This window comes from Streptomyces sp. NPDC032198, assembly GCF_040636975.1.
GTDB lineage: Bacteria > Actinomycetota > Actinomycetes > Streptomycetales > Streptomycetaceae > Streptomyces.
In genome coordinates, this window is sequence record NZ_JBEZVL010000001.1 from 279868 (window position 1) to 304257 (window position 24390).

Here is a 24390-nt window from a genome sequence, read left to right on the forward strand (position 1 = left end):
GCCATGACCACCGACACCACCACCAGCAAGGACAGCCCCGCCGCGACACCCGCCGGGGAAACCGTCCTGGACGCCAAGGGCGTCACGATGCGGTTCGGCGGCCTCACCGCCGTACGCTCCGTCGACCTCACCGTCAACAGCGGCGAGATCGTCGGCCTCATCGGCCCCAACGGCGCCGGCAAGACCACCTTCTTCAACTGCCTCACCGGCCTCTACATCCCCACCGAGGGCGAAGTCCGGTACAAGGGCAAGGTCCTGCCCAGCAAATCCTTCAAGGTCACCGCGGCCGGCGTAGCCCGCACCTTCCAGAACATCCGCCTCTTCGCCAACATGACGGTCCTCGAGAACGTCCTCGTCGGCCGCCACACACGGACCAAGGAAGGCCTCTGGTCCGCCCTCCTGCGCGGCCCCGGCTTCCACAAGGCCGAAGCCAAGTCCAAAGCCCGCGCCCTCGAACTCCTCGAGTTCGTCGGCCTCGCCGAGAAGGCAGAACACCTCTCCCGCAACCTCCCCTACGGCGAACAGCGCAAGCTCGAGATCGCCAGGGCACTCGCGAGCGAGCCCGGCCTGCTCCTCCTCGACGAGCCCACCGCCGGCATGAACCCGCAGGAGACCCGCGCCACCGAGGAACTCGTCCTCGCCATCCGCGACATGGGCATCGCCGTCCTCGTCATCGAGCACGACATGCGCTTCATCTTCAACCTGTGCGACCGCGTGGCCGTACTCGTCCAAGGCGAGAAACTCGTCGAGGGCGACAGTGAAACCGTCCAGCAGGACGACCGCGTCATCGCCGCCTACCTGGGCGAACCCTTCGAAGGTGCCCCCGGCAGCACGGAAGCCGACGCGACGGGCGACGAGGAGACCAGCCGATGACCGCACTGCTCGAAGTCGAGGACCTCAAGGTCGCCTACGGCAAGATCGAAGCCGTCAAAGGCATCTCCTTCAAGGTCGAGGCCGGCGAGGTCGTCACGCTGATCGGCACGAACGGCGCAGGCAAGACCACCACACTGCGCACCCTCTCCGGACTGCTCAAGCCGGTCGGCGGCTCCATCAAATTCAACGGGAAAGCACTGCGGAAATACCGCGCCGACCAGATCGTCGCCCTCGGCCTCGCACACTCCCCCGAAGGCCGGCACATCTTCCCGCGCATGACGATCGAGAACAATCTGCGACTCGGCGCATATCTACGCAGTGACAAAGCCGCCATCGAAAAGGACATCGCGCGCGCCTACGAACTCTTCCCCATTCTCGGGGAACGCAGAAAGCAGGCAGCGGGCACACTCTCCGGCGGCGAACAGCAAATGCTCGCCATGGGACGCGCACTCATGTCCCAGCCGAAACTGCTCATGCTCGACGAACCCTCCATGGGCCTTTCGCCGATCATGATGCAGAAGATCATGGCGACCATCGCCGAGCTGAAGTCCCAGGGCACCACGATTCTGCTCGTCGAACAGAATGCCCAGGCGGCGCTCTCGCTCGCCGACCACGGTCATGTCATGGAAGTCGGCAAGATCGTCCTCTCCGGGACGGGGAACGACCTGCTGCACGACGAGTCCGTGCGCAAGGCGTACCTCGGCGAGGACTGAACGGTTCACTGACGTGCGAGAAGGCCCGCACCCCGGCTTCGGGGTGCGGGCCTTCGTACGTATGCCGGAGGGGGCTGCTACTGCCCCTTCGCCGCCTTCTTCTCGTCGGCGTCCTCGATGACCGCCTCCGCGACCTGCTGCATCGACAGACGCCGGTCCATCGACGTCTTCTGGATCCACCGGAACGCGGCGGGCTCCGTCAGGCCGTACTCCGTCTGCAGGATCGACTTCGCACGGTCCACCAGCTTCCGCGTCTCCAGCCGCAAGGTGAGGTCCGCGACCTCACTCTCCAGCGTCTTCAGCTCCGCGAAGCGCGAGACAGCCATCTCGATCGCCGGCACCACGTCGGTCTTGCTGAAGGGCTTCACGAGGTACGCCATCGCGCCCGCGTCCCTGGCCCGCTCGACCAGGTCACGCTGCGAGAACGCCGTCAGCATGAGTACCGGGGCGATGGACTCCTCGGCGATCTTCTCGGCCGCCGAGATGCCGTCCATGACGGGCATCTTCACGTCAAGGATCACCAGGTCCGGCTTGTGCTCGCGGGCCAGCTCGACGGCCTTCTCGCCGTCACCGGCCTCGCCTACGACGGTGTAACCCTCTTCCTCGAGCATCTCCTTGAGGTCGAGCCGGATGAGAGCCTCGTCCTCGGCGATGACGACACGGGTCGTCAGCGGAGGCACGTGCGACTTGTCGTCGTCATCGGCTACGGGCTGGGGCGACTCGGGGGAAGTCACGGGGGCTCCTAGGTGCGGGGCAGGTTACTGCTTGCCTTGAGCCTACCTAGCTCCTGTATGTTTGAGGCACGGCGGGTCACCGCTAACCTTCGTTCTGAAGGATGCCCCGGTAGCCCAGCGGCAGAGGCAGTGGTCTCAAACACCATCCAGCGTGGGTTCGAATCCCACCCGGGGCACTTTACCTTCGAATCGAAGGTTCCCTAGCAGGTTGGCGATCTTCACTCGTCGCAGTGAACGCACCTTCGAACCCCCACAGGGTCAGCAAGATCCAGCCACGCTCAGCCATATGTACGACATCGGCATGCGAAAGCGAGCCCTGGTGCTGGTCGGGCAAGGCCGCAGCCTGAACTCCGTCAGCAAGGAAACCGGCATATCGCGCGCTGCGATCCGCTCCTGGCAGACCCGCATCGAACCGCTCGACTGGATGAATCGGGCGGCTCCGTGTCCGAGGTGCTGCGACGTTCCCAGAAAGCCCGAAGACCCGGCTGCCTACTCCTACTTGCTCGGCCTTTACCTCGGCGACGGCTGCATCAGCTTCCAGAGGCAAGGTGTCTACTCCCTGCGGATCGCGTGCGCCGACGCGTGGCCCGGTCTCATCGAAGCCTGCGCCAACGCCATCCAGTCAGTGCGTCCGGACAACAAGGTCTGCCGCGTCCAGAGCGAGGGCTGCCAGTACGTCACCTGCTGGAGCAAGCACTGGCCCTGTCTCTTCCCCCAACACGGACCCGGCAAGAAGCACGAGCGCGTCATCGCCCTCGAACTGTGGCAGCAGGAGATCGTCGACGCCCACCCCTGGGAGTTCATCCGCGGCCTCATCCACTCCGACGGCTGCCGCAGCATCAACTGGACGACCCGCATGATCAGCGGCGAGCGCAAGCGCTACGAGTACCCGCGGTACTGGTTCACCAATGTCTCCGACGACATCCGGAAGCTCTACACCGACACCCTCGACAAGCTCGGCGTCGAGTGGAGGAACTGCACCCGCAACGGTAACCCGTACAACATCTCCGTCGCCCGCAGAGCCTCCGTAGCCCTCATGGACACCCACGTAGGCCCCAAGTACTGACCCGACCCCCGCCCGCGCAATAGGACACGTCACTCCCCTCCCCCGCCCTCCCTGGGAGCTGCCCCAAATCCCCGGCGAACCCTTGCCCCGCCCCATCCCCCGCTGCGATCTTCGGCCCCATGACTCCCTTGAACCGCCGCAGCTTCGTCGCCGCCGCCGCGGGTGCCGCCGCGGCAGCCGTGGCCATGAACCCCCAGACCGCCTCAGCGATCGACCGCGAGGGCACAGACAAGGGCGGGGACGACTTCGCCGACGCCGACAAGGGGTTCATCGCCGCTCTGACTCCGGGGGTCGTGAAGAACGGCAAGGGGCAGGTCGTCTGGGACGGCGACGCGTACGGCTTCCTCAAGAAGGACGCGCCCAAGTCCGCGAACAAGAGCCTGTGGCGGCAGTCGCAGCTCGTGTCGAAGCAGGGGCTCTACAAGGTCACTGAGCGTGTCTATCAGGTGCGTGGGCTTGACCTGTCGAACATGACGATCATCGAGGGTGACACCGGTGTCGTCGTCATCGATCCGCTGATCTCCGCGGAGACCGCCGCCGCCGCGCTCAAGCTTTACCGCGCGCACCGTGGCGACAAGAAGGTCACCGGGCTCATCTATACCCATCCGCATGTCGATCATTTCGGCGGGTGCCGCGGCGTGCTGCCGGATGGGGCCGGTGACGTGCCGATCCTTGCTCCCGACGGTTTTATGGAGCACGCCGTCTCGGAGAATGTCTACGCCGGGACGGCCATGCAGCGGCGTTCCGGGTACATGTACGGCGCGCTGCTGCCCAAGTCGCCTGTGGGGCAGATTGGTTGTGGGCTTGGGCAGACCGTGTCCCTGGGGTCGATCGGGTTGATTCCGCCGACCAAGGACATCACCGAGACTGGTCAGGTCGAGACGGTCGACGGGGTGAGGTTCGAGTTCCAGATGACGCCGGGGACCGAGGCGCCGGCGGAGATGAATTTCGTGCTCCCCGAGTTGCGTGCCGTCTGTATGGCGGAGAACGCGACGCACACGATGCACAACATCATCACGTTGCGTGGTGCGCAGGTGCGGGACGCCCGGCAGTGGGCGCACTACCTGAACGAGTCGGTGGTCCTCTTCGACGGGCGGGTGGATGTTGCCTTTGCCTCGCATCACTGGCCGACGTGGGGCGGGGAGACGATCGTCGAGTTGCTTGAGCAGCAGCGGGATCTGTACGCGTATATGCATGATCAGACGTTGCGGATGATCAATGCGGGGATGACGGGGCGGGAGATCGCCGAGGAGATCGAGCTGCCGCCGGCGCTGGCCGGGGTGTGGGCGAATCGTGGGTATTACGGGTCGCTGAGCCATAACGTGAAGGGCATCTACCAGCGGTACATGGGCTGGTTCGACGGTAATCCCGCGCATCTGTGGGAGCATCCGCCGGTCGAGGAGGCCAAGCGGTACGTGAAGGCGATGGGGGGCCGTACGGCGACGGTCGCGAAGGCCAAGGCGTTCGCGGGCAGCGGTGATCTGCGGTTCGCGGTGACACTGCTCAACCACGTCGTGTTCGCGGATCCCGGGCACAAGGCCGCCAAGTCCGAACTCGCCAAGCTCTACGTCATGTTGGGGCAAGCCTCGGAGAACGCCGTGTGGCGCAACTTCTATCTGACGGGTGCGCAGGAGCTGCGCGAAGGCGTACAGGACTCCCCCACCTCCGTGGCGAGCGCGGACATGCTGATGGCACTCTCCGTGGACCAATTGATCGACTCGGTGGCTGTCCGCGTGAACGGTCCGAAGGCGTGGGACCTGAAGCTGCGCATGGACTGGAGCCTTCCGGCCCTGGGCAAGATCTGGCATCTGACGTTGCGGAACGGTGTGTTGACCTACCGCAGCGACACGAAGAGGGATCCTGACGTGGGCGTCACCCTGACGATGACCAAGCCTCAGCTGCTCGCGATGCTGGGCGGCAAGGGGCTCGGTGACATCAAGGTCGAGGGGGACGCGAAACTCCTCGCCGAGCTGCTCGGCGTAGTGGACAAGCCGGACCCGAATTTCGCGATCGTGACGCCCTAGACACGCTCGCACAAAAGCGAGGGGCCGCTCGCCCCGGAGCGGCCCCTCGACTCCCGCAGACGATTGACCTACTTGGGGCTGTCGTCCTCGCCGATGTGGTGGATGCGTACGAGGTTGGTGGAGCCCGCGACTCCGGGCGGGGAGCCCGCGGTGATGACCACCACGTCGCCCTTCTCGCAGCGCCCGTATTTGAGGAGGAGTTCGTCGACCTGGCGGACCATGGCGTCGGTGGATTCGACGTGCGGGCCGAGGAAGGTCTCCACGCCCCAGGTGAGGTTGAGCTGCGAGCGGGTGGACCGGTCCGGGGTGAAGGCGAGCAGTGGGATGGGTGAGCGGTAGCGGGAGAGGCGGCGGACCGTGTCGCCGGACTGGGTGAAGGCGACGAGGAATTTGGCGCCGAGGAAGTCGCCCATCTCGGCTGCGGCGCGGGCCACGGCGCCGCCCTGGGTGCGGGGCTTGTTCCGCTCGGTGAGCGGCGGGAGGCCCTTGGCGAGGATGTCTTCCTCGGCTGCTTCGACGATGCGGCCCATGGTGCGGACGGTCTCGATGGGGTATTTGCCGACGCTGGTCTCGCCGGAGAGCATCACGGCGTCGGTGCCGTCGATGACGGCGTTCGCGACGTCGGAGGCTTCGGCGCGGGTGGGGCGGGAGTTGTCGATCATCGAGTCGAGCATCTGGGTCGCGACGATGACTGGTTTCGCGTTCCGTTTGGCGAGCTTGATGGCGCGTTTCTGGACGATCGGCACCTGTTCGAGCGGCATCTCGACGCCCAGGTCGCCGCGGGCGACCATGATCGCGTCGAAGGCGGCGACGATGTCGTCGATGGCCTCGACGGCCTGCGGCTTCTCCACTTTGGCGATGACGGGGAGGCGGCGGCCTTCCTCGTCCATGATGCGGTGCACGGCCTCGATGTCGCGTCCGCTGCGGACGAAGGAGAGGGCGATGACGTCGAATCCTGAACGCAGGGCCCAGCGCAGGTCTGCCTCGTCCTTGTCGGAGAGGGCGGGGACGGAGACGGCGACGCCGGGGAGGTTGAGTCCCTTGTGGTCGGAGACCATGCCGCCCTCGACCACGGTGGTGGTGACGCGGGGCCCGTCGACCGCGGTGACCTCCAGGGTCACTTTGCCGTCGTCGACGAGGATGCGCTCGCCGGGGGTGACGTCGTCGGCGAGGCCGTCGTAGGTCGTGCCGCAGGTCTGGCGGTCGCCCTCGATGCCCTCTTCGACGGTGATGGTGAACTCGTCGCCCCGTTCAAGGAGTACGGGTCCTTCGCTGAAGCGGCCGAGGCGGATCTTCGGGCCTTGAAGGTCGGCGAGGATGCCGACGCTGCGGCCCGTCTCGTCGGAGGCCTTCCGTACGCGCTGGTAGCGCTCCTCGTGCTCGGCGTACGTGCCGTGGCTGAGGTTGAAGCGGGCTACGTCCATTCCGGCTTCGACCAGTGCCTTGATCTGGTCGTACGAGTCGGTGGCGGGGCCCAGGGTGCAGACGATTTTTGCTCGGCGCATGGTTCGAGCCTAGGCCTTACCGGCCGGTAGAGAATTGGCTGAGCATGACTACTCAACAACCTTTGCGTGAAAGGTTATTGACAAGTGTTGAATTGTGCGGGGCGTTGCTCTGATGAGCGATTTACGGGGCGCCCCGCGGTGTCCACAACTCTTGTGGGCCCCCGTGACTAGAGCCTCGGCGGTGTCATCGTGAAGCGTGCGTTGACCTGTGCGTAGACGTGCTGCCGCTGGGGTTCGAGGTCGAGGGCGGCGGCTTCCTGGCCGCCCATGTCGGGTGCGCCTCCGTACGCGACGGTGCGCATGGCGGATGCCGGGGCGCCGTAGCCCAGGGGCTGGGCGTTCTCGGCGCCGATGTCGGCGAGTTCGACGAGGGAGGCGAGTGTGGTCCCCAGTGCCTCCGCGTATTCCCTGCCGCGTTGTACCGCTTCCCTGACGGCCTGCTGGCGGGCGTCGCGGCGGGTGGGTGAGTCGGGGCGCAGGGCCCAGTAGGGGCCGTCGACGCGGGTGAGTTCGAGGTCGGCGAGGCGTGTGGTGAGCTCGCCGAGTGCGGTGAAGTCGGTGAGTTCGGCGGTGATGTGGACCCGGCCGTGGTAGGCGCGGATGCGTTCGCCGCGGCCGTGCTTGGTGAGTTCGGGGCTGATGGAGAAGGCGCCGGTCTCCAGGGTCTCGACGGATTCGCCGTAGGTCTTCACGAGGTCGATGACGGTGGCGTTGCGGCGGGTGAGGTCGTTCAGGGCGTCGCGTCGGTCGGTGCCGCGGGCGCTGACGGTGATGCCGATGCGGGCGATCTCGGGGTCGACCTCGAGGTGGGCTTCGCCTTTCACTGCCAGGCGCGGGGCGCCGGGGGTGCCGTAGGGGGCCGGAGTGGGGGTGGTCTCGTCCATGCGGCCACTCTCGCACTGGGGGGCGGCACCGGACAGTCATCGGATCGAAACCTGCGGGGTCTGTTGCCGGTGGGGCGGTCGGGGTCAGAATCTACGCGCGTTACATCGGTCGATCACAGGCCCACAGGGTCCAAGGGGAGTACGAAATGCCGCTGAACCGCCGCAAGTTCCTGGGCAAGTCCGCCGCAGCCACGGGCGTGGCGCTCGCGGGTGGCGTGGCCGCCGCACCTTCCGTGTCGGCGCAGGCCTCAGGGAAGCCCGCCCGGCGGAAGAAGCGGTACTCGTTCACCGTCATGGGCACGACGGACCTGCACGGCAATGTCTTCAACTGGGACTACTTCACGGACAAGGAGTTCGACGACAAGGACCACAACGATGTGGGCCTGGCGAAGATCTCCACGCTGGTGAACGAGATCCGCGAGGAGAGGGGCCGCCGCAACACGCTCCTCATCGACGCGGGCGACACCATTCAGGGCACTCAGCTCTCCTACTACTACGCCAAGATCGACCCGATCACGGCCGAGCACGGCCCGGTGCACCCGATGGCGCAGGCGATGAACAGCATCGGTTACGACGCTGCGGCGCTGGGAAATCACGAGTTCAATTACGGCATTCCCGTGCTGCGGAAGTTCGAGGAGCAGTGCGATTTCCCGCTGCTCGGCGCCAACGCCCTGGATGCGAAGACGCAGAAGCCCGCTTTCCCGCCGTACTTCATGAAGCGTCTGCGTACCCCGCACGGCCGGGACGTGAAGGTGGCGGTCCTCGGTCTGACGAACCCCGGTATCGCGATCTGGGACAAGGCGAACGTGCAGGGCAGGATGACGTTCCCGGGTCTTGAGGAGCAGGCGGCGAAGTGGGTGCCGAAGCTGCGCTCCATGGGCGCCGATGTCGTGATCGTCTCGGCGCACTCCGGCTCCAGCGGCACGTCCTCGTACGGTGACCAGCTCCCGTACATCGAGAACGCGGCGGGTCTGGTGGCCGAGCAGGTGCCCGGTATCGACGCGATCCTGGTGGGGCACGCGCACACGGAGATCCCCGAGTACTTCGTGGAGAACAAGCAGACCGGCAAGAAGGTCGTCCTGTCCGAGCCGCTGAAGTGGGGCCAGCGTCTGACGCTGTTCGACTTCGATCTGGTGTGGTCGAAGGGCTGCTGGACGGTGGAGAAGGTCGGCGCGAAGGTCCTCAACTCGAACACGGCGGCGGAGGACAAGAAGGTCACCCGTCTCCTCTCGGACGAGCACAAGAAGGTCGTCGCGTACGTCAACCAGGTGATCGGCACCTCGACGCAGGCGATGAGCACGGCCGAGGGCCCGTACAAGGATGTCGCGATCATTGATCTGATCAGCCATGTCCAGGCGGAGACGGTCAAGGAGGCGCTCAAGGGCGGCCAGTACGCGGCGCTGCCCGTGCTCTCGCAGGCCTCGTGCTTCTCGCGTACGGCGGGGATCCCGGCGGGCGAGGTGACGATCAAGGACGCGGCGGGGCTCTACCCGTTCGAGAACACCCTTGAGGCGCGGCTCATCACGGGCGCGCAGCTCAAGGACTACCTGGAGTTCTCGGCGCGCTATTACGTGCAGACGGCGGCCGGTGCCCCGGTCGACCCGGCGAAGCTGACGAACGCCGGCAACACCCCGGACTACAACTACGACGCGCTGTACGGCGTGACGTACGAGATCGACATCGCCAAGCCGGTGGGCTCGCGCATCGCGAAGCTGAGCTTCGAGGGCAAGGAGCTCGACCCGAAGGCCGAGTTCGTGCTCGCGGTGAACAACTACCGGGCGAGCGGCGGCGGCAACTTCCCGCATGTGCCGGGCGCCAAGCAGCTGTGGGCGAACTCGGACGAGATCCGGAACACGATCATCCAGTGGGTGCAGGCGAAGGGGACGGTCGACCCAGGCCAGTTCGCGTCGGTGGACTGGAAGCTGACCCGGGACGGCACGCCGGTCTTCTAGGCGTTCAGGAGCTGCCTGCGGGTGAGGGTGGTGAGGTCGACGGCGTCGGCGAGGGCCTGTGCGCCCGCGTCGTTGACGTGCAGGCCGTCGCCGCTGTCGTAGTCGTCGTGGATCCGGTCGGGGTCGGCCGGGTCCGCGACGGCGGCGGCGAGGTCGGCGTAGGCGTCGTAGGGGCTTTCGGCGCCCCGGATCCAGTCGTTGACCTCGCGGGCGACGGCCACGCCCTCCGGGGTGGAGTATCCCTCGAAGATCGTGTCCTTGTACGGGCCGACGGTGGTGACGATCGCGGTGAGGCCCGCCGCGTGCAGGCGGTCGGCGAGGGCCGTGAGGCCGGTGATGAGCTCGGCGGCCGAGGGGATGGGCGCGGGGTCGGGGTAGGCCTCCTGGCCCGGGATGCCGAGGTCGTTCAGGCCGAAGTGGACCAGGACGTGGGTGACGCCGGGCACGTCCAGGGCGTCGCGCTCCAGGCGGGCCAGGGCGTGTTCGCCGATCTCGTCGGTGAGCAGGCGGTTGGCGGACAGGCCCTGGTTCACCACCCAGCCCTCGCTCCCGGCCGCCCGCAGCCGGTCGTTGAGCAGGTCGGGGAAGCGGTGGTCGGTGTCGGGCGTGGTGCCCGTGCCCTCGAACCAGGAGTCCCCGAAGGCGACGATGACGGGCGTGCCCGCGGGGGCGAGGACGTCGGCGCCGCTGATGAAGTGGCGGGTCGCGAGCTCCTGAAGGCCTTCGGCGCCGTCGAGGGTGGGTGCGGAGAGTGCGTTGCCGGGCACGGCGTAGCCGGTGCGCAGCGGGACCGCCGAGTAGGTGGACAGGCCGGTGTCCTCGGGCAGCCAGAGGCTGAGTGCCAGTTCGTCGCCGGCGGCCACGGTGCCTTCGACGGCGTCGCTGACGATCTCCTCGCCGGCCGGGACGGTGAAGTCCTCGGCGCCGCCGACGCGCAGGGGCACGTCGCTTCCGGACTCGATGCCGCTGCCTTCGGTGCGTCTGGCGAGGCGGGCGCCGCCGATGTGGAGGGGTTCCTTGCCGTAGCGGTTGCTGAGGCGGATGCGGAGGGCGCTGCCGCCGCCGTCGAGCCGGATGATCTGGCGGAGGGTCTGGCCGGAGAAGGCGCGGAGTTCGAAGAGGTCGATGCGTTCGTGGGAGCTGACGACGGCGGAGCGGAAGGCTGCGGTCCAGGAGGCCGTGGAGTCGGTGATCATGCTCGTCCGAACAGGGCGGACGGCTCCGGTATTTCGCCGTGTGCCGTATTTCGCGCAGGAATATTCAGCGGCGCGACGGCGCTTGGGGGCGGACAATTCCGGTCATGGATGACGTACTTGGGACAGCGCTCGACCCGGTGCTCCGGGATCTCTCGGCCACCTGCGCCGTGCGGGCCACGGTGGGCGAGGAGACGGATTTCCTGGGCCTGGGCGAGGACGTGGTCATGGTGTACGCGTCCGACGGCTCGGGGCAGGGTGTCTCGGTCGCGGCGCACCAGAGCGCGGCGGAGCAGGTCGCGGACGTCGCGGACCAGGTGCAGGACTGGGCGGTCGAGGAGCTGTGCGCCCAGCTGGAGCCCGCGGTGTGGCCGGAGTGCCCCGCACACCCCGACGCGCATCCGCTGCGGGCCGGGGTGGTGGAGGGGGTCGCGGTCTGGTCGTGCCCGAGGACGCGGCGGGTGGTCGCGCCCATCGGGGAGCTGGCACTCCCCCGGCCCTGAGAACAGCCCTGCGGGTCAGCCCTGGGACAGCCCTGCGGGTCACCCCTTGAGGCGTACGAGATTCCCGCGCTGTTCGCCGATGCGGCCGACGGCGGAGGTGTGGCCCTCCGGTGTCTGGAGGCCGAAGCTGGTGAACGCGGTGCGCCGCGGGAGGGGGTAGGGGGACTTCCCCGTCAGGGCGTTGAGGATGGTGGCGCTGCGCCAGGCGGCGAGGCCGAGGTCGGGGGCGCCGACGCCATGGGTGTGGCGTTCGGCGTTCTGTACGTAGATGTTGCTGCCGGTGCCGGTGACGGAGGGGTCGAGGACGAGGCGGTACCGCTCGTCGACCCGGGGGCGCTCCGAGGAGTCCCGGCGCATGTAGGGGTCGAGGCCCGCGAGGAGCTGGTCCAGGGGGCGCTCGCGGTAGCCGGTGGCGAGCACGACCGCGTCGGTGGTGAGGCGGGAGCGGGTGCCCTGCTGGACGTGTTCCAGGTGGAGTTCCACGCGGGTGGTGGCGACGCGGCCCGCGGTGCGCACGGAGACGCCCGGGGTGAGGACGGCGTCGGGCCAGCCGCCGTGCAGGGTGCGCTGGTAGAGCTCGTCGTGGATGGCGGCGATGGTGTCGGCGTCGATGCCCTTGTGGAGCTGCCACTGGTGGGGGACGAGTCCGTCGCGCACGGCTTCGGGCAGGGAGTGGAAGTAGCGGGTGTAGTCGGGGGTGAAGTGTTCCAGGCCGAGCTTGGAGTACTCCATGGGCGCGAAGGCCTCGGTGCGGGCCAGCCAGTGGATCTTCTCGGCGCCCACCGGTCGGTGCTTGAGGAGGTCGAGGAAGACCTCGGCGCCGGACTGGCCCGAGCCGATGACGGTGATGTGCTCGGCGGCGAGCAGCCGGTCGCGGTGCAGGAGATAGTCCGCGGAGTGGATCACGGGGACGGTGGGGGCGTCCGCGAGGGGCTTGAGCGGTTCGGGGATGTGGGGTGCGGTGCCGACGCCGACGGCGATGTTCTTCGTGTACGTCCGGCCGAGCGCCTCCGCCTCGCCCTCGGCGTCGAGCTGCGTGAAGTCGACCTCGAAGAGGTCGCGTTCGGGGTTCCAGCGCACCGCGTCGATCTGGTGCCCGAAGTGCAGCGAGGTCAGGTTCTCGCTGACCCAGCGGCAGTACGCGTCGTACTCGGCGCGCTGGATGTGGAACCGCTCGGCGAAGTAGAAGGGGAAGAGCCGCTCACGGGTCTTGAGGTAGCTGAGGAACGACCAGGGGTTCGCCGGGTCGGCGAGGGTCACCAGGTCGGCGAGGAAGGGCACTTGGAGGCTGGCGCCATCGATGAGGAGCCCGGGGTGCCAGTGGAAGGCGGGCCGCTGTTCGTAGAAGGCGGTGTCGAGTCCGGCCAGGGGCTGGGCGAGGGCGGCGAGGGAGAGGTTGAAGGGGCCGATGCCGATGCCGACCAGGTCCCGGGGGTCCTCGGGGGTGGTGAGCGGCGGGGCGGGCTTGTCGTTCTGGCCGGTCATCGGGGGGTGGTTCCTTCCACGAGCTTCAGGATCTCGGCGAGGTCGCCGGGCCGGGTGTGCGGGTTGAGCAGGGTGGCCTTGAGCCAGCGGCGTCCGTCGATCGTGGCCCGCCCGAGCACGGCGCGCCCCTGGCCGAGCAGTTCGCGCCTGACGTACGCGATGTGGTCGTCGTCGGCGCCGACGGGGCGGAACAGGACCGTGCTGAGGGCGGGCCTGTCGTACAGCTCGAAGCCGGGGTGTGCGGTGATGAGAGCCGCGAACTCCTGGGCCTGGTCGCAGACTTGGTCGACGAGTGCGCCGATGCCCGTCCGCCCGAGTGCCTTGAGGGTGACGGCGATCTTCAGCACGTCGGGCCGGCGCGTGGTGCGCAGGGAACGCCCGAGGAGGTCGGGGAGGCCCGCTTCGGTGTCGTCGTCCGCGTTGAGGTAGTCGGCGTGGTGGCCGAGCGTCGCGAGGTCGTGCGGGTCGCGGACCAGGAGCAGTCCGGCGGCGACGGGCTGCCAGCCGAGCTTGTGCAGGTCGAAGGTGATGCTGTCGGCGCGCTCCATGCCGTGCAGCAGCTCTCTTCGTACGCCGCTGAAGAGGAGCGGACCGCCGTACGCGGCGTCGACGTGCAGGCGGGCGCCGTGCTCGGCGCAGAGGTCGGCGATCTGGTCGAGGGGGTCGATGAGCCCCGCGTCGGTGGTGCCCGCGGTGGCTGCGACGAGGAACGAGCCGGGTGGCCCGGTGAGCTGGGTCAGGGCTTCGTCGAGTGCGGCCGGGTCGAGGACACCGGCGGGTGCGGGGACGGTGGCCGGTTCCGGCATGCCGAGGAGCCAGGCGGCGCGGCCGAGCGAGTGGTGGGCGTTCTCGCCGACGACGAGTTGGACGGGGCCGTGCGCGGCGGTGCGCTCGCGGGCCAGGAGCAGGGCGAGCTGGTTGGCTTCGGTGCCGCCGGTGGTGACGAGGGCGTCTCCTCTGCCGGTTCCGTTGCCGGGTCCGTAGGCCTCGGTGGCCAGCGCGCGGGTGACCAGGGCCTCGATCTCCGAGGCGGCGGGCGCCTGGTCCCAGGAGTCCATCGAGGGGTTGAGCGCGGAGGCGGCCAGGTCGGCGGCGACGGCCAGGGCGAGCGGCGGGCAGTGCAGATGGGCGGCGCACAGGGCGTCCGCGGGGTCGGCGGCTCCCTCGGCGAGGGCGTGGACCAGCGTGCGCAGGGCCGTATCGGGGCCCGCGCCGCGGTCGGGCAGGATCTCTCCGGCGGCCTCGCGCACCCGGGCGGCCACCGCGGTGGGGCCGCCCGCCGGGAGCGGTCCCCCGCGGGCGGTCGCCCCGGTGTGCAGGGCGTCGAGGGCGGCGGTGAGCAACGGCCGCAGCGCGTCAGGGCCTTGGGCTCCTCCGGCGAGGGGCGGCGGAGTGCTCATGGGCGACGTCCTTCGGGTGCGCTCGGGCGGGGACAACCAGCCTGTCTGCCGAAGTGACGGCACGCCCGGAGAGCTCAACGATCCGAACCCGAAAGTGGTACTGCCGCGCGGAGAAAGCGTGCCGGCACGGGCAGGGGTGCTAAGCGGCCCTCATGACACGCCGGTGGCTCGGGCCCGGAAGTCGTCCGCGTGGTCCCGTGCCCACGCGGTGAAGGTCCGCGCCGGTGTGCCCGTCACCGTCCTCACCGTGGAGGTGATCTCCGGCGCGACACCGACGGTGTCGGCGAAGGCCGCCAGGATGGCCGGCAGCATCCCCGCGGGGACGTGCGGGAACATGTCCGCGGTCACGTCCTGCGGCGGCACCTCGACGAACCGCAGGTCGCGCCCGAGTGCCTGCCCGATGGCGTGGATCTGCTCCTCGGTCGACACCGCGGCGGGCTCCCGCGAAGGGCCCTCGCACGGTGTCGCCCGCGCGTATCCGGTCCGCCCACTGGAAGGAGTTGGTGGCGAAGGCGTTGGGCCGCAGGAAGGTCGGGGCGAGACCGCTGCGGCGCACCCGCTCCTCCAGGTCCGCGTGCATGACGTGGATGGGGTTGGTCTCGTTGGCGCCTTTTCCGATGCTTCCCGACGACAGCTTGACGACGTGCCGGACGCCGCCCTCGCGGGTCGCCGCGAGGACCGCGTCGCCGTGCTCGCCGACGGCCGCCGCGTGCAGGAAGAGCGCGGACGCGCCGTCGAACAGCGGGGCGAGGTCCGCCGGTTCGGCGGCGGGGTCGAAGCGCGCGGACCGGGGTGGCCGCGGCGGTGAGCTGGGTGACGAGGGCGCGGCCCACGTTTCCGGTGGCACCGGTGATGACGATCACGGCGGGCTCCTGAGGATCTCGTGAGGGATCTTCGAGCCTGGGCGGGCCCGTGGGCTCGCGCGATCGTCGGCTGGGGCCAGGTCCGCATGGGTCCCCGGACCTGGTCCCCGTACCGGCGGGGCCTAGGCCCCCGTCGCCTCCCGCACTCGCAACGCCCGTGCCAGGTCGTCCAGTTGGTCGGCCAGCTTGCGGCGCAGGGCGGGGATGAGGTCGGCTCCGCGGAGGCACTCCTCGCCCAGGCGGAGCGTCTCGGCGTCCACCGCGGATGCCGGGAAGGCCCAGCGTCCGGCGACGTCGGCGATGGCGGGGCCGCGCCGGGCGGCGACGGCGACCGCGTCCTCGTAGTAGCGGGGGATGTACTCCCGTACGAGGTCGGCCTGTTCGGGCTGCCAGAAGCCCTGGGCGGTGGCGGTGAGGAGGTAGTTGGAGAGGTCGTCGGACGCGAACATCGCTTCCCATGCGCGGCGCTTGGCCGCCGGGTCGGGCAGTGCGGCACGGCAGCGGGCGGCGCCCTCCTGGCCGGTGGCGCTGGGGTCGCGCTCCAGTTCGGCGGCGATCGCGGGCTCGTCGGCGGTGCCCAGGACGGCGAGGCGGGTCAGGACGCGCCAGCGCAGCTCGGGGTCGAGCTCGGGGCCGCCGGGGACGGTGCCCTCGGAGAGCCACTCCTGGAGCGGGTCGGGGCGCGTCGCCACGTCGATGAAGCCGCGTACGGCGGTGAGCCGCAGGCCCGGGTGTGAGCCGTCCTCCGTGCGCCGGATCAGGTCGCGGCACAGCTCGGTGAGGGTGGTGAGGGCGACGGTCCGCCGCTCCGGGGTCAGGAAGCGGCCCGCGATGTGGGTGGTGGCGAAGGCGAGGACGCCCTGGACGAGGGCGAGGTCGGTCTCGTCGGGCAGGTGTGCGCGGGCCGTCTCCAGGTAGGTCATGCCGTCGAGTTCGCCGTCGCGGACCATGTCGCGCAGGCTGTTCCACAGGACGGCGCGGGTGAGGGCGTCGGGGACGCGGGAGAGGCTGCGCAGGGCCGTCTCCATGGAGACCTCGTCGAGGCGGATCTTGGCGTACGTGAGGTCCTGGTCGTTCGGGACGATCAGGGCGGGGCGGCCGCCGTCGTGGGGCGTGGCGGCGCCGGTGTGCGGGACGTCGCTCTCGTAGCGCTCGCGCAGGACCAGGCCCTGGGTGTCGGTGAGGTCGCGGTCGTACACGCCGACGGCGATGCGGTGGGGGCGGCTGCCGTCGCGGTCGACGGCCAGGGTCCACTCGCGGGCGTCGTGGGTGACGGCCGGGGTGAGCGTGTCGACGCCGGTGGTGCGCAGCCACTGGTCGGCCCAGGCGTGCACGTCGCGGTCGGTGGCGTGGGCGAGGGACTCGATGAAGTCGGCGAGGGTGGCGTTGGAGAACTTGTGCCGGGCGATGTGGGTGTTGATGCCGGCGAGGAAGTCCTTCTCGCCGAGCCAGGCGACGAGCTGACGCAGGGCGGATGCGCCCTTGGCGTACGAGATGCCGTCGAAGTTGAGCATCGCGGACGCGGTGTCGGGCACGGCGTCCGGGTCGGGGGCGACGGGGTGGGTGGAGGGGCGCTGGTCGGCGTCGTATCCCCAGGACTTGCGGGCGACGCCGAAGTCCGTCCAGGTGTCCGTGAAGCGGGTGGCTTCGGCCGTGGTCTGGAAGCCCATGTACTCGGCGAAGGACTCGTTCAGCCAGATGTCGTCCCACCACCGCAGGGTGACGAGGTCGCCGAACCACATGTGGGCCATCTCGTGCGCGATGACCATGGCGCGGGTCTGCCGCTCGGTCTCGGTGACGGCGGAGCGGTAGATGAACTCGTCGCGGAAGGTGACGAGCCCGGGGTTCTCCATCGCGCCCGCGTTGAACTCCGGGACGAACGCCTGGTCGTACGAGTCGAAGGGGTAGGGCTCCTCGAACTTCTCGTGGTAGCGGTCGTAGCAGGCGCGCGTCACGTCGAGGATCTCGTCGGCGTCGGCGTCCAGGAAGGGCGCGAGTGAACGGCGGCAGTGGATGCCGAAGGGCAGCCCGCGGTGTTCGGTGCGCACCGAGTGCCAGGGGCCCGCGGCGACGGCGACGAGGTAGGTGGAGATCAGCGGGGTGGCGGCGGCTCGCCAGGTGCCGCCGCCGACGTGCTCGGTGACGCCGTTGGCGAGGACGGTCCAGCCTTCGGGGGCGGTGACGGTCAGCTCGAAGACGGACTTCAGGTCGGGCTGGTCGAACGCGGCGAAGACGCGCTGCACGTCTTCCATGAACAGCTGCGTGTACGTGTACGTCTCGCCGTCCGTGGGGTCGGTGAAGCGGTGCATGCCCTCGCCGGTGTGCGAGTAGCGCATGGCCGCGTCGACGCGCAGTTCGTGCTCGCCCGCGGTGAGTCCGGTGAGCGCGAGCCGGTTCCCGTCGAGGTCCGCCGGGTCGAGCGCCTGCCCGTCCAGGGTGACGGAGCGCAGCTCGGCGGGCTTGACCTCGACGAAGGTGTCGACCGTGGCCGCGGGTTCCCCGAGCGCCGTGAACCGGATGACGGTACGGGAGTCGAAGGTCTCGGTCCCGCGGGTCAGGTCGAGCTCGACCGTGTACCGCTGGACGTCGATGAGCCGGGCTCGGGTCTGCGCTTCGTCGCGCGTCAGTACGGACATGGGTCCATGCTGCCTGATCCCCGCGCCGGTGATGCGGGGTGCCCGGACATCGGGGCTCAGCCCTGAGCGATGCCGCGGGCCCGCGTCACGACGACTTGGCGATCGTCTCGTGGTGGCGGATGACCTCCGCGATGATGAAGTTGAGGAGCTTCTCGGCGAACGCCGGATCGAGCTTCGCGTTCTCCGCGAGCTCGCGCAGGCGGGCGATCTGGCGGGCCTCGCGGGCCGGGTCGGCGGGCGGCAGGTGGTGGTTGGCCTTGAGGTGGCCGACCTGCTGGGTGCACTTGAAGCGCTCGGCGAGCATGTGGACGACGGCGGCGTCGATGTTGTCGATGCTGTCGCGCAGGCGGGACAGCTCGGCGGCCACGGCTGCGTCCGTGGCGTCTGTGGCCCCGGCGCCGTTCGCGTCACTTGTGTGGCTGGTGGTCATGGTCGACGAGCCTACGTTGCCGGTCCTTCGCCGCCGACGGCGGAAGAGCGCAAAATCGGCGGGTGGTCCGGGTCGGGGATCTGCTGCGACCAGCCGCCCGGGACGGCACGCCCCTGCTGCTCGCGGAAGCGGACGGGTGCCGTGCCCACGCGGCGCGTGAACAGCCGTGAGAAGTACGCGGGGTCGTCGTAGCCGACGCGGCGCGCGACGGCCGCGACCGGCAGTTCCGTGGCGGCGAGCAGCTCCTTGGCGCGGCCCAGGCGGATGCCGAGGAGGTAGTCCTTGGGGCTGCAGCCCGCGCCCCTGCGCACCGCCGTGCGCAGCTCCGCGGGTGTCATGCCGTGCCGTGCCGCGTGCTCGGCGACGGAAAGTGGCTGGAAGGCATCGCGGGCCAGTGCCTGGAGGACCGGGTCGCCGTCGGGGGCGATGTCGGCGCGGGCCCTGCGCAGCGCGACGAGGAGTTCGTGGACGGCGGCGCCCGTCTCGACCTCCAGGAGCGGGTTGCCCCGGCGTGCGGCGCGCGCGATGCGCCCGACGGCGGCCCGCGCCCCGGTGGCGTCGGAGAGCGGCACCACGGGCCGGCTGGGTTCTATGTAGCCGAGTTCGGTGTACGTCGCCGTGGCGGGCCCGGTGAAGTCGACGAAGCACTCGTCCCAGCCGCTCTCCGGGTCGGGCCCGTAGTGGTGGCGCACTCCGGGGGTGAGCCAGATCAGCGCGGGCGCCGTCACCGTCGTGCGCCGGCCGTCGGGGCCCTGGAACCAGCCGCCGCCCGCGCTCACGACGACCGCGACGTGGTGGTCGAGGGTGCGCGGGCCCACGGTCGGCAGGAGGCCGTGCTGCAGGCCGACGCCGAGGCAGGCGAGGCCGAGGCGGTGGTGGGCCGGGCTCGGCGTGAAATACCGCATCCACGTGTGGTACATCCGCTGGTGCCCCTTTCATCCGGGCCGCGGCCCGCTCGCTGCGTCCAACCCGCCTAGATCTTTGTCCATGGACCCTGCCGCCCGCCAGAGGTGATCGTGGCGGAGCAGTACGTGAGCGAGAGGGACACGATGAACGGCTTCAGGGTGGGCGAGGACGATTTCGAACTGGACGGGCGGCCCGTACGGCTGCTGTCCGGTGCGCTGCACTACTTCCGGGTGCACGAGGCGCAGTGGGGCCACCGCCTCGCGATGCTGCGGGCGATGGGGCTCAACTGCGTGGAGACGTACGTTCCGTGGAACCTGCACGAGCCGCGCCCCGGGGAGTTCAGGGACGTCGGGGCGCTCGGCCGCTTCCTGGACGCGGCGCACGAAGCGGGCCTGTGGGCGATCGTCCGGCCGGGCCCGTACATCTGCGCCGAGTGGGAGAACGGCGGGCTTCCGCACTGGCTGACGGGTGCGGTGGGTCCGCGGGCGCGGACCCGTGACGCGGAGTATCTGGGGCACGTGGACCGCTGGTTCGGCCGCCTCCTGGGGGAGGTCGTCCCGCGCCAGCACGACCGGGGCGGCCCGGTGGTCATGGTGCAGGTGGAGAACGAGTACGGCAGCTACGGCTCGGACCAGGTCTACCTCCGTCATCTCGCCGATCTGCTGCGCTCCGAGGGCGTCACCGTGCCGCTGTTCACGTCCGACGGCCCCGAGGACCACATGCTGACGGGTGGGTCCGTTCCCGGCATCCTGGCGACGGCCAACTTCGGCTCGCAGGCCCGCGCGGGCTTCGAGACGCTGCGCAGGCACCGCTCGAAGGGGCCGCTGATGTGCATGGAGTTCTGGTGCGGCTGGTTCGACCACTGGGGTGCGGAGCATGTCACGCGGGATGCCGCCGACGCCGCGAACGCGTTGCGCGAGATCCTGGAGTGCGGGGCGTCGGTGAACCTCTACATGGCGCACGGCGGCACGAACTTCGCCGGGTGGGCGGGGGCGAACCGGGGCGGTGGCGCGCTCCATGACGGTGTCCTGGAGCCGGACGTCACCTCGTACGACTATGACGCGCCCATCGACGAGGTCGGGCGCCCCACGGAGAAGTTCTGGCTCTTCCGCGAGGTGCTCGCCGCGTACGCGGACGGCCCGCTGCCGGAGCCGCCCGCGCCGCTGCCTGCGCTCGGGGAGTCCGCTCGGGTCGCCCTCACGGAGTGGGCGCCGCTGTCCGCGGTCATGGAGTCGCTCGGCGGCCCTCTGGCGGAGTACGCCGTGCCGCCCACCTTCGAGGAGCTCGATGTCGACCGCGGCCTGGTCCAGTACACGGTGACGGTGCCGGGCCCGCGGCAGCCGTACCCGCTGCGGGTGCGGGGGCTGCGGGACCTGGCCGTGGTGTACGTGGACGGGGTGCGGGCCGGTGTCCTCAGCGAGGCGGAGCCGGCGCTCCCCGAGCCCGTCGCGGGGCACGCGCGCGTGGAGCTCTGGGTGGAGTCGCTGGGGAGGGTCAACTACGGGCCGCGGACCGGGGAGACGAAGGGCATCACCGGCGGGGTGCTGCACGAGCGGCAGTATCTGCACGGGGTGGCGGCCAGGGGGCTGCGGCTCGACGCGTTCGACGTGCCCTCGGCCGTGCGGGGCGTTCCGGCGTCAGGAGATGCGGCGGCGGGTCTGCCCGGCCTGTACCGGGGCACGGTGGAGGTGGTGGGGCGGCCGGGGGACGCGATCGTCGAACTCCCGTCCTGGACGCGGGGGTTCGTCTGGGTGAACGGCTTCAATGTGGGCCGCTATTGGTCGGTGGGCCCGCAGGGTTCGCTGTTCGTTCCCGGGCCGGTGCTGCGGGAGGGCGTGAACGAGGTGTGGGTGCTCGAGATGGAGGGGGCGGGTGCCGGGGAGCTCTCGCTCTCCCCGGTCCCGCGCATGCCGTAGGGGTCGTAGGGGACTGGTTGAGCCGGAGAGGCCGCGGACGGCCTCTCCGGCTTCTTCATGGCGTCTTGGAGGGCGCCTCAGATCTCGCGTACCTCGAAGGCGTCGAGGGTGAACTCCGCAGTGCCGTCGTCCCCGCTCTTGCGCAGCCCGACCCACGCCTCACCCTTGGCGGGTGCGGTGAACTCGTAGGTCAGAACGGTGGGTTGGGTCGCGACGGGCAGCTCCTTGCGGTCGGTCTCGCGCGCCGCGGGCTCGTCGACGGCGGTGATCCACGCGTACTGCCCCGCCTTCTCGTTCTCGTAGCGGAAGGAGACGCGGTAGCGCTTGCCCGCCTCGAAGCGGACGGTGTGCGGGACGGTGCGGTAGACGAGCCCGGCGTTCTCGCCGCGGGACTTGAGGGACTGGAAGCCGTCGATGACGTCGTCGATGGCCTTGCCGTTCCAGCCGCGCTGCGTGTAGGGGGCGTGGCGTTGCGCGATGTGCGTGCGCGGGTCGGTGACATCCCCGGCGTCGCCCTTCACGAACGGCCCCCAGCCCTGCGGAACGTGCTCGAAGTCCTCGGCGGCGAGCTTGCCCTCCGCGAGTGAGCTGCCACGGGTTGCGGGGACGACGCGTACGTTGTCGAAGCGCACGCGCGCGTCGCCCGCGTCGGCCCGCAGTGTCAGCTCGGCCGGTCCGCCGCCGCCGGGGACGGTGAAGGGCACGAACATCCGCTGGAAGCGGGTGCCGTGCTTGCGGTCGGCCGCAACGTAGTTGCCCGCCGTGGAGGTCCGCGTCCAGTTGGCGGCGGTGACACCATCAGCGGTGCGCACCTCCAGGGCGGCCCTGCGCTCGTCGCCGGCCTTCTCCCCGACCTCGACCTGTACGGAGGCGACGTACGCCCCCGCCTTCAGGCGGCGCAGCCGCTGCCCGACGGCGGCCTTGCCACCCTGGGCGATGACGAGCTCGTGGTCGCCGAGCTTGCTGAGCTCGACGGAGGCGGGCCCGGAGACCTTCCAGCCGCGCAGCGAACCGGAGTTGAAGCCGGGGTCGTGCAGCGGGGTGGCCTGCCCCCAGCCGGGGTCGGGCAGCGCGGCGGCGCGCCGGCGGTAGAGGACGTAGGGCTGCTTGGCCTTGGCGTCGAGGGTCACCTTGCCGCCGCGGACCGGGACATCGGCGACGAAGACCCGGCCCTGGTCGGTGAGCCGGTACAGCGCGACCTCGGAGAGCCCGGACCAGCCGCGGGGCAGCCGCCAACTCCCCTTACCGCCCTGGGGGTTGTAGTGGTAGAGCTTCGCGGGGTCGGTGGCCTTGCGCGGCTCCCAGGGAAGCAGATAGCTGCCCCCGTCGTAGACGACACGGCCGTCGGTCACGATCCGGCGGGTGCCGCCCGTGTCGGAGACCGTCGTCGCGCTCTCCCCGAAGAAACTGATCTCGTGCTCGCCCCAGGACTTGATGGGATAGGCCTGGAGATACTTGGCGGGCAGTGAGTCGGTCCAGATCAGATCGTAGAAGTACGACCAGTCCGTCTTGCCGACCCAGCCCTCGAAATTGCCCATGCGGGCAATGCCCAGAAGGGTCGGCCATTTGTCGGCGAAAACGTCCTTCTGGTGATTCCGGACGAAGCGGATGAGCCGGGAATTGATGCCCCGCGAGGTATCGGGACCGTAATCCGTTTCCGTCGCCCAGTGCGACCAGACGGACGAGCGCTCGAAGCCGTGCCCCCACTCACTGGTGACGATCCAGCCCTGCTCGCGCAGGGTGCGCTGCAGCCGGTCGGAGGTCCATCCGGACTCGCGGAACACGTCGATGTAGAGGGCGTTGAGCGCGCCGTCGGCCTCGTCCCGCAGATCACCGAACCGCTGGGCGATGTCACCCGAGACCAGGTCGCGCCGCTGATCGATGCGATAGCTCTGATCCAGCCAGTCCCACTGCTCATTGCCCTTGTCGACGAGCTTTTCGGAGAAGGCGTTCGCGACGGGATAGGACTCCGTGGCATTCACATGCACGCTGAAGTCGCTGTTCCACTTCTTGCCTTCCCTGACCAGGGTGTTGAGGTCGTCGAGGCCGCCCGCGCGCGTGTTGTAGTTGCCCGCGTAGTCGGGGTGGGCGGAGTCGTGGCCCTCGGACTGGTAGCCCTTGAGCAGCGTGTACTGCCGCAGGCCGTCCGTGGCGAGGTGGATCCGCTTGACGTTGTCGAGGGTCGCGAGGAACGGATTCGTGGCCTGCGAGGCGAAGTTGAACGGGATGTGCGGGACGACGCGCAGATGCTGCTCGTCCGCGCCGAGCGGCTTCACCATGATGTCGCGGAACGCGATGGCGGCGTCCTGCCAGTCGACCTTGCCGTCGCCGTTGCGGTCGCCGGTGATGACGACGGTGGCGTACGGCAGTGGTTCGGTGTCGCCGACGGCGGCGGTGGCCGCGCGGTGCGTCCACTGGCCGGGGGCGAGGCGGGCCTCCACGTAGCCGCTCTTCCTGACGGTCTCCCGCCGGAGCCTGCCGTTGTCCCAGGTGGTCCCGGCCTCGGTGGTGGGCTTGTCGTAGACGGTGTTGGTCTCGACGGCGCCGCCCAGCGTGTCGTGCGCGACGACGGCGTAGGCGCATCCGGTGGCCGCTTCCGCCGCGGTGTCCGGGGTCGGTTTCACCTCCGTGTCGCCGCTCTTGGCCTTGTCGAGCTGGACCTTGGCGGCGAGGAGGGTGGCGCCCGGCTGGTCGCTGCGTACGGCGAGGAGGGTGAGTCCGGGGATGCGCAGCGTGCCGACGCGCAAGGCATCGGTGTCGTCGATCTCCGTCACGCGCCAGTGCACCTGGCGGCCCTTGAGGGCGATCTCAACGGTGAGGGAGGTGCCGCCGCCGAGCGCCAGGACGTATGCGACGCGGTCGCGCCCCTGGTCGGTGACGGTCACCGTCGGGGTGTGCGGGACGTCGTCCACCAGCAGCGTGGTGACGGTTTCCGGCTGTGCGTGCAGGACCGCTTTGGATACGCGGTCCGTGTACGAGACGACGCGGGGGAAGTCGGTGGCGACGCGCACCTCGAGGTCGGCGGAGCGAAGGACGGCTTCGCCCGCCGCCGCGGGCCGCGCCGACGCGGCTGCCGCGCCCCCGAGGCCGACGGCGGCGCCGACCCCGGCCAGCGCGCCCGTGGCGACTACGGCTCTGCGGCTTGGGCCGGACGTGTCTGACGGCTGCATGGCACCCCTCCGTGGGACGGATCTCGGTGCGGTCACCCTGCGCCGGAAGGGACGGGTGCGCCCATGGACAAAGGGGAGGCAGGTCTTGGACTAACGGGGGTCCGCAGCCGGGGGGTGTCCGCCCCGCGGGGCGGGCC

The 24390-nt window shown here is 69.8% G+C and carries 19 protein-coding genes and 1 tRNA gene; 9 read left to right on the forward strand and 11 right to left on the reverse strand.

Features of this window, described 5'->3' with window-relative positions:
- The first annotated feature begins 3 nt into the window (after positions 1–3).
- Together AB0E78_RS01345 and AB0E78_RS01350 are read left to right on the forward strand one after the other, a co-directional pair.
- A complete protein-coding gene (locus AB0E78_RS01345; protein WP_361826655.1) occupies positions 4–873 on the forward strand; it encodes an ABC transporter ATP-binding protein in 870 nt (289 codons plus the stop codon).
- Positions 870–1586 (forward strand): ABC transporter ATP-binding protein, encoded by a 717-nt coding sequence (locus AB0E78_RS01350; RefSeq protein ID WP_361826658.1) that lies wholly within the window; start codon positions 870–872, stop codon positions 1584–1586. Before AB0E78_RS01345 ends, AB0E78_RS01350 begins: the two co-directional genes overlap by 4 nt.
- Before the next feature lie 77 nt (positions 1587–1663).
- On the opposite strand, the gene AB0E78_RS01355 is transcribed toward AB0E78_RS01350, so the two are convergent.
- On the reverse strand, positions 1664–2320 hold the full coding sequence (locus AB0E78_RS01355) for a response regulator (protein ID WP_361826660.1): 657 nt from the start codon (positions 2318–2320) through the stop codon (positions 1664–1666).
- 103 nt (positions 2321–2423) lie between these two features.
- Between AB0E78_RS01355 and AB0E78_RS01360 the strand changes: the two genes are divergently transcribed.
- From AB0E78_RS01360 to AB0E78_RS01370, 3 genes are all read left to right on the forward strand, one after another.
- Positions 2424–2496: transfer RNA gene (locus tag AB0E78_RS01360), tRNA-Leu, on the forward strand.
- Positions 2497–2606: 110 nt separating this feature from the next.
- Positions 2607–3386, forward strand: a complete 780-nt coding sequence (locus tag AB0E78_RS01365; protein ID WP_361826663.1) for a transcriptional regulator — start codon at positions 2607–2609, stop codon at positions 3384–3386.
- Positions 3387–3505: 119 nt separating this feature from the next.
- A complete protein-coding gene (locus tag AB0E78_RS01370; RefSeq protein WP_361826666.1) occupies positions 3506–5410 on the forward strand; it encodes an alkyl sulfatase dimerization domain-containing protein in 1905 nt (634 codons plus the stop codon).
- 68 nt (positions 5411–5478) lie between these two features.
- On the opposite strand, the gene pyk is transcribed toward AB0E78_RS01370, so the two are convergent.
- Both pyk and AB0E78_RS01380 read right to left on the reverse strand, forming a co-directional pair.
- Positions 5479–6915: a pyruvate kinase gene (pyk, locus tag AB0E78_RS01375; protein ID WP_361826669.1), complete on the reverse strand. Its 1437-nt coding sequence runs from the start codon at positions 6913–6915 to the stop codon at positions 5479–5481.
- Between the two features lie 167 nt (positions 6916–7082).
- Positions 7083–7799, reverse strand: coding sequence for an SIMPL domain-containing protein (locus tag AB0E78_RS01380; RefSeq protein ID WP_361826671.1), 717 nt, complete (start codon positions 7797–7799; stop codon positions 7083–7085).
- A 146-nt stretch (positions 7800–7945) separates the two neighbouring features.
- Between AB0E78_RS01380 and AB0E78_RS01385 the strand changes: the two genes are divergently transcribed.
- Positions 7946–9751: a 5'-nucleotidase C-terminal domain-containing protein gene (locus tag AB0E78_RS01385; RefSeq protein ID WP_361826674.1), complete on the forward strand. Its 1806-nt coding sequence runs from the start codon at positions 7946–7948 to the stop codon at positions 9749–9751.
- On the opposite strand, the gene AB0E78_RS01390 is transcribed toward AB0E78_RS01385, so the two are convergent.
- A complete protein-coding gene (locus AB0E78_RS01390) occupies positions 9748–10947 on the reverse strand; it encodes a GDSL-type esterase/lipase family protein (protein ID WP_361826677.1) in 1200 nt (399 codons plus the stop codon). The two genes, AB0E78_RS01385 and AB0E78_RS01390, sit on opposite strands and share 4 nt — an antisense overlap.
- Before the next feature lie 104 nt (positions 10948–11051).
- Between AB0E78_RS01390 and AB0E78_RS01395 the strand changes: the two genes are divergently transcribed.
- The gene (locus AB0E78_RS01395; protein WP_361826680.1) at positions 11052–11447 is read left to right on the forward strand and encodes a hypothetical protein; all 396 of its coding nucleotides are present in this window, start codon (positions 11052–11054) and stop codon (positions 11445–11447) included.
- Between the two features lie 39 nt (positions 11448–11486).
- On the opposite strand, the gene AB0E78_RS01400 is transcribed toward AB0E78_RS01395, so the two are convergent.
- The 3 genes from AB0E78_RS01400 to AB0E78_RS01410 all read right to left on the reverse strand — a co-directional run bounded on the left by AB0E78_RS01400 (position 11487) and on the right by AB0E78_RS01410 (position 14761).
- Positions 11487–12932, reverse strand: a complete 1446-nt coding sequence (locus AB0E78_RS01400) for a SidA/IucD/PvdA family monooxygenase (protein WP_361826683.1) — start codon at positions 12930–12932, stop codon at positions 11487–11489.
- The gene (locus AB0E78_RS01405) at positions 12929–14332 is read right to left on the reverse strand and encodes an aminotransferase class V-fold PLP-dependent enzyme (RefSeq protein ID WP_361826686.1); all 1404 of its coding nucleotides are present in this window, start codon (positions 14330–14332) and stop codon (positions 12929–12931) included. The genes AB0E78_RS01400 and AB0E78_RS01405 overlap by 4 nt, the downstream gene beginning before the upstream one ends.
- Before the next feature lie 150 nt (positions 14333–14482).
- Positions 14483–14761 (reverse strand): hypothetical protein, encoded by a 279-nt coding sequence (locus AB0E78_RS01410; RefSeq protein WP_361826689.1) that lies wholly within the window; start codon positions 14759–14761, stop codon positions 14483–14485.
- Positions 14762–14975: 214 nt separating this feature from the next.
- Between AB0E78_RS01410 and AB0E78_RS01415 the strand changes: the two genes are divergently transcribed.
- Positions 14976–15140: a hypothetical protein gene (locus AB0E78_RS01415; RefSeq protein WP_361826691.1), complete on the forward strand. Its 165-nt coding sequence runs from the start codon at positions 14976–14978 to the stop codon at positions 15138–15140.
- A gap of 177 nt (positions 15141–15317) precedes the next feature.
- Here AB0E78_RS01415 and pepN read toward each other — a convergent pair whose 3' ends face one another.
- The 3 genes from pepN to AB0E78_RS01430 form a co-directional block, all read right to left on the reverse strand.
- Positions 15318–17831 (reverse strand): aminopeptidase N, encoded by a 2514-nt coding sequence (pepN, locus tag AB0E78_RS01420; protein WP_361826694.1) that lies wholly within the window; start codon positions 17829–17831, stop codon positions 15318–15320.
- An 85-nt stretch (positions 17832–17916) separates the two neighbouring features.
- Entirely contained in the window at positions 17917–18261 is a 345-nt protein-coding gene (locus tag AB0E78_RS01425) for a chorismate mutase (RefSeq protein ID WP_361826696.1), read from the reverse strand.
- 11 nt (positions 18262–18272) lie between these two features.
- Positions 18273–19181 (reverse strand): AraC family transcriptional regulator, encoded by a 909-nt coding sequence (locus AB0E78_RS01430; protein ID WP_361826698.1) that lies wholly within the window; start codon positions 19179–19181, stop codon positions 18273–18275.
- Between the two features lie 129 nt (positions 19182–19310).
- Between AB0E78_RS01430 and AB0E78_RS01435 the strand changes: the two genes are divergently transcribed.
- Entirely contained in the window at positions 19311–21083 is a 1773-nt protein-coding gene (locus AB0E78_RS01435) for a beta-galactosidase family protein (protein ID WP_361828445.1), read from the forward strand.
- A 77-nt stretch (positions 21084–21160) separates the two neighbouring features.
- Here AB0E78_RS01435 and AB0E78_RS01440 read toward each other — a convergent pair whose 3' ends face one another.
- Positions 21161–24253 carry an endo-alpha-N-acetylgalactosaminidase family protein gene (locus AB0E78_RS01440; protein WP_361826701.1) on the reverse strand — a complete coding sequence of 1031 codons (3093 nt, stop codon included), beginning with the start codon at positions 24251–24253 and terminating at the stop codon, positions 21161–21163.
- Positions 24254–24390: the final 137 nt, after the last annotated feature.

Coding starts and splice junctions, on each gene's coding strand:
- AB0E78_RS01425 (WP_361826696.1), bottom strand. CDS start 18,261: ATGACCACCAGCCACACAAGTGACGCGAACGGCGCCGGGGCCACAGAC.
- AB0E78_RS01440 (WP_361826701.1), bottom strand. CDS start 24,253: ATGCAGCCGTCAGACACGTCCGGCCCAAGCCGCAGAGCCGTAGTCGCC.
- AB0E78_RS01395 (WP_361826680.1), top strand. CDS start 11,052: ATGGATGACGTACTTGGGACAGCGCTCGACCCGGTGCTCCGGGATCTC.
- AB0E78_RS01405 (WP_361826686.1), bottom strand. CDS start 14,332: ATGAGCACTCCGCCGCCCCTCGCCGGAGGAGCCCAAGGCCCTGACGCG.
- AB0E78_RS01430 (WP_361826698.1), bottom strand. CDS start 19,181: ATGTACCACACGTGGATGCGGTATTTCACGCCGAGCCCGGCCCACCAC.
- AB0E78_RS01370 (WP_361826666.1), top strand. CDS start 3,506: ATGACTCCCTTGAACCGCCGCAGCTTCGTCGCCGCCGCCGCGGGTGCC.
- pyk (WP_361826669.1), bottom strand. CDS start 6,915: ATGCGCCGAGCAAAAATCGTCTGCACCCTGGGCCCCGCCACCGACTCG.
- pepN (WP_361826694.1), bottom strand. CDS start 17,831: ATGTCCGTACTGACGCGCGACGAAGCGCAGACCCGAGCCCGGCTCATC.
- AB0E78_RS01350 (WP_361826658.1), top strand. CDS start 870: ATGACCGCACTGCTCGAAGTCGAGGACCTCAAGGTCGCCTACGGCAAG.
- AB0E78_RS01390 (WP_361826677.1), bottom strand. CDS start 10,947: ATGATCACCGACTCCACGGCCTCCTGGACCGCAGCCTTCCGCTCCGCC.
- AB0E78_RS01385 (WP_361826674.1), top strand. CDS start 7,946: ATGCCGCTGAACCGCCGCAAGTTCCTGGGCAAGTCCGCCGCAGCCACG.
- AB0E78_RS01435 (WP_361828445.1), top strand. CDS start 19,311: ATGAACGGCTTCAGGGTGGGCGAGGACGATTTCGAACTGGACGGGCGG.
- AB0E78_RS01365 (WP_361826663.1), top strand. CDS start 2,607: ATGTACGACATCGGCATGCGAAAGCGAGCCCTGGTGCTGGTCGGGCAA.
- AB0E78_RS01345 (WP_361826655.1), top strand. CDS start 4: ATGACCACCGACACCACCACCAGCAAGGACAGCCCCGCCGCGACACCC.
- AB0E78_RS01400 (WP_361826683.1), bottom strand. CDS start 12,932: ATGACCGGCCAGAACGACAAGCCCGCCCCGCCGCTCACCACCCCCGAG.
- AB0E78_RS01380 (WP_361826671.1), bottom strand. CDS start 7,799: ATGGACGAGACCACCCCCACTCCGGCCCCCTACGGCACCCCCGGCGCC.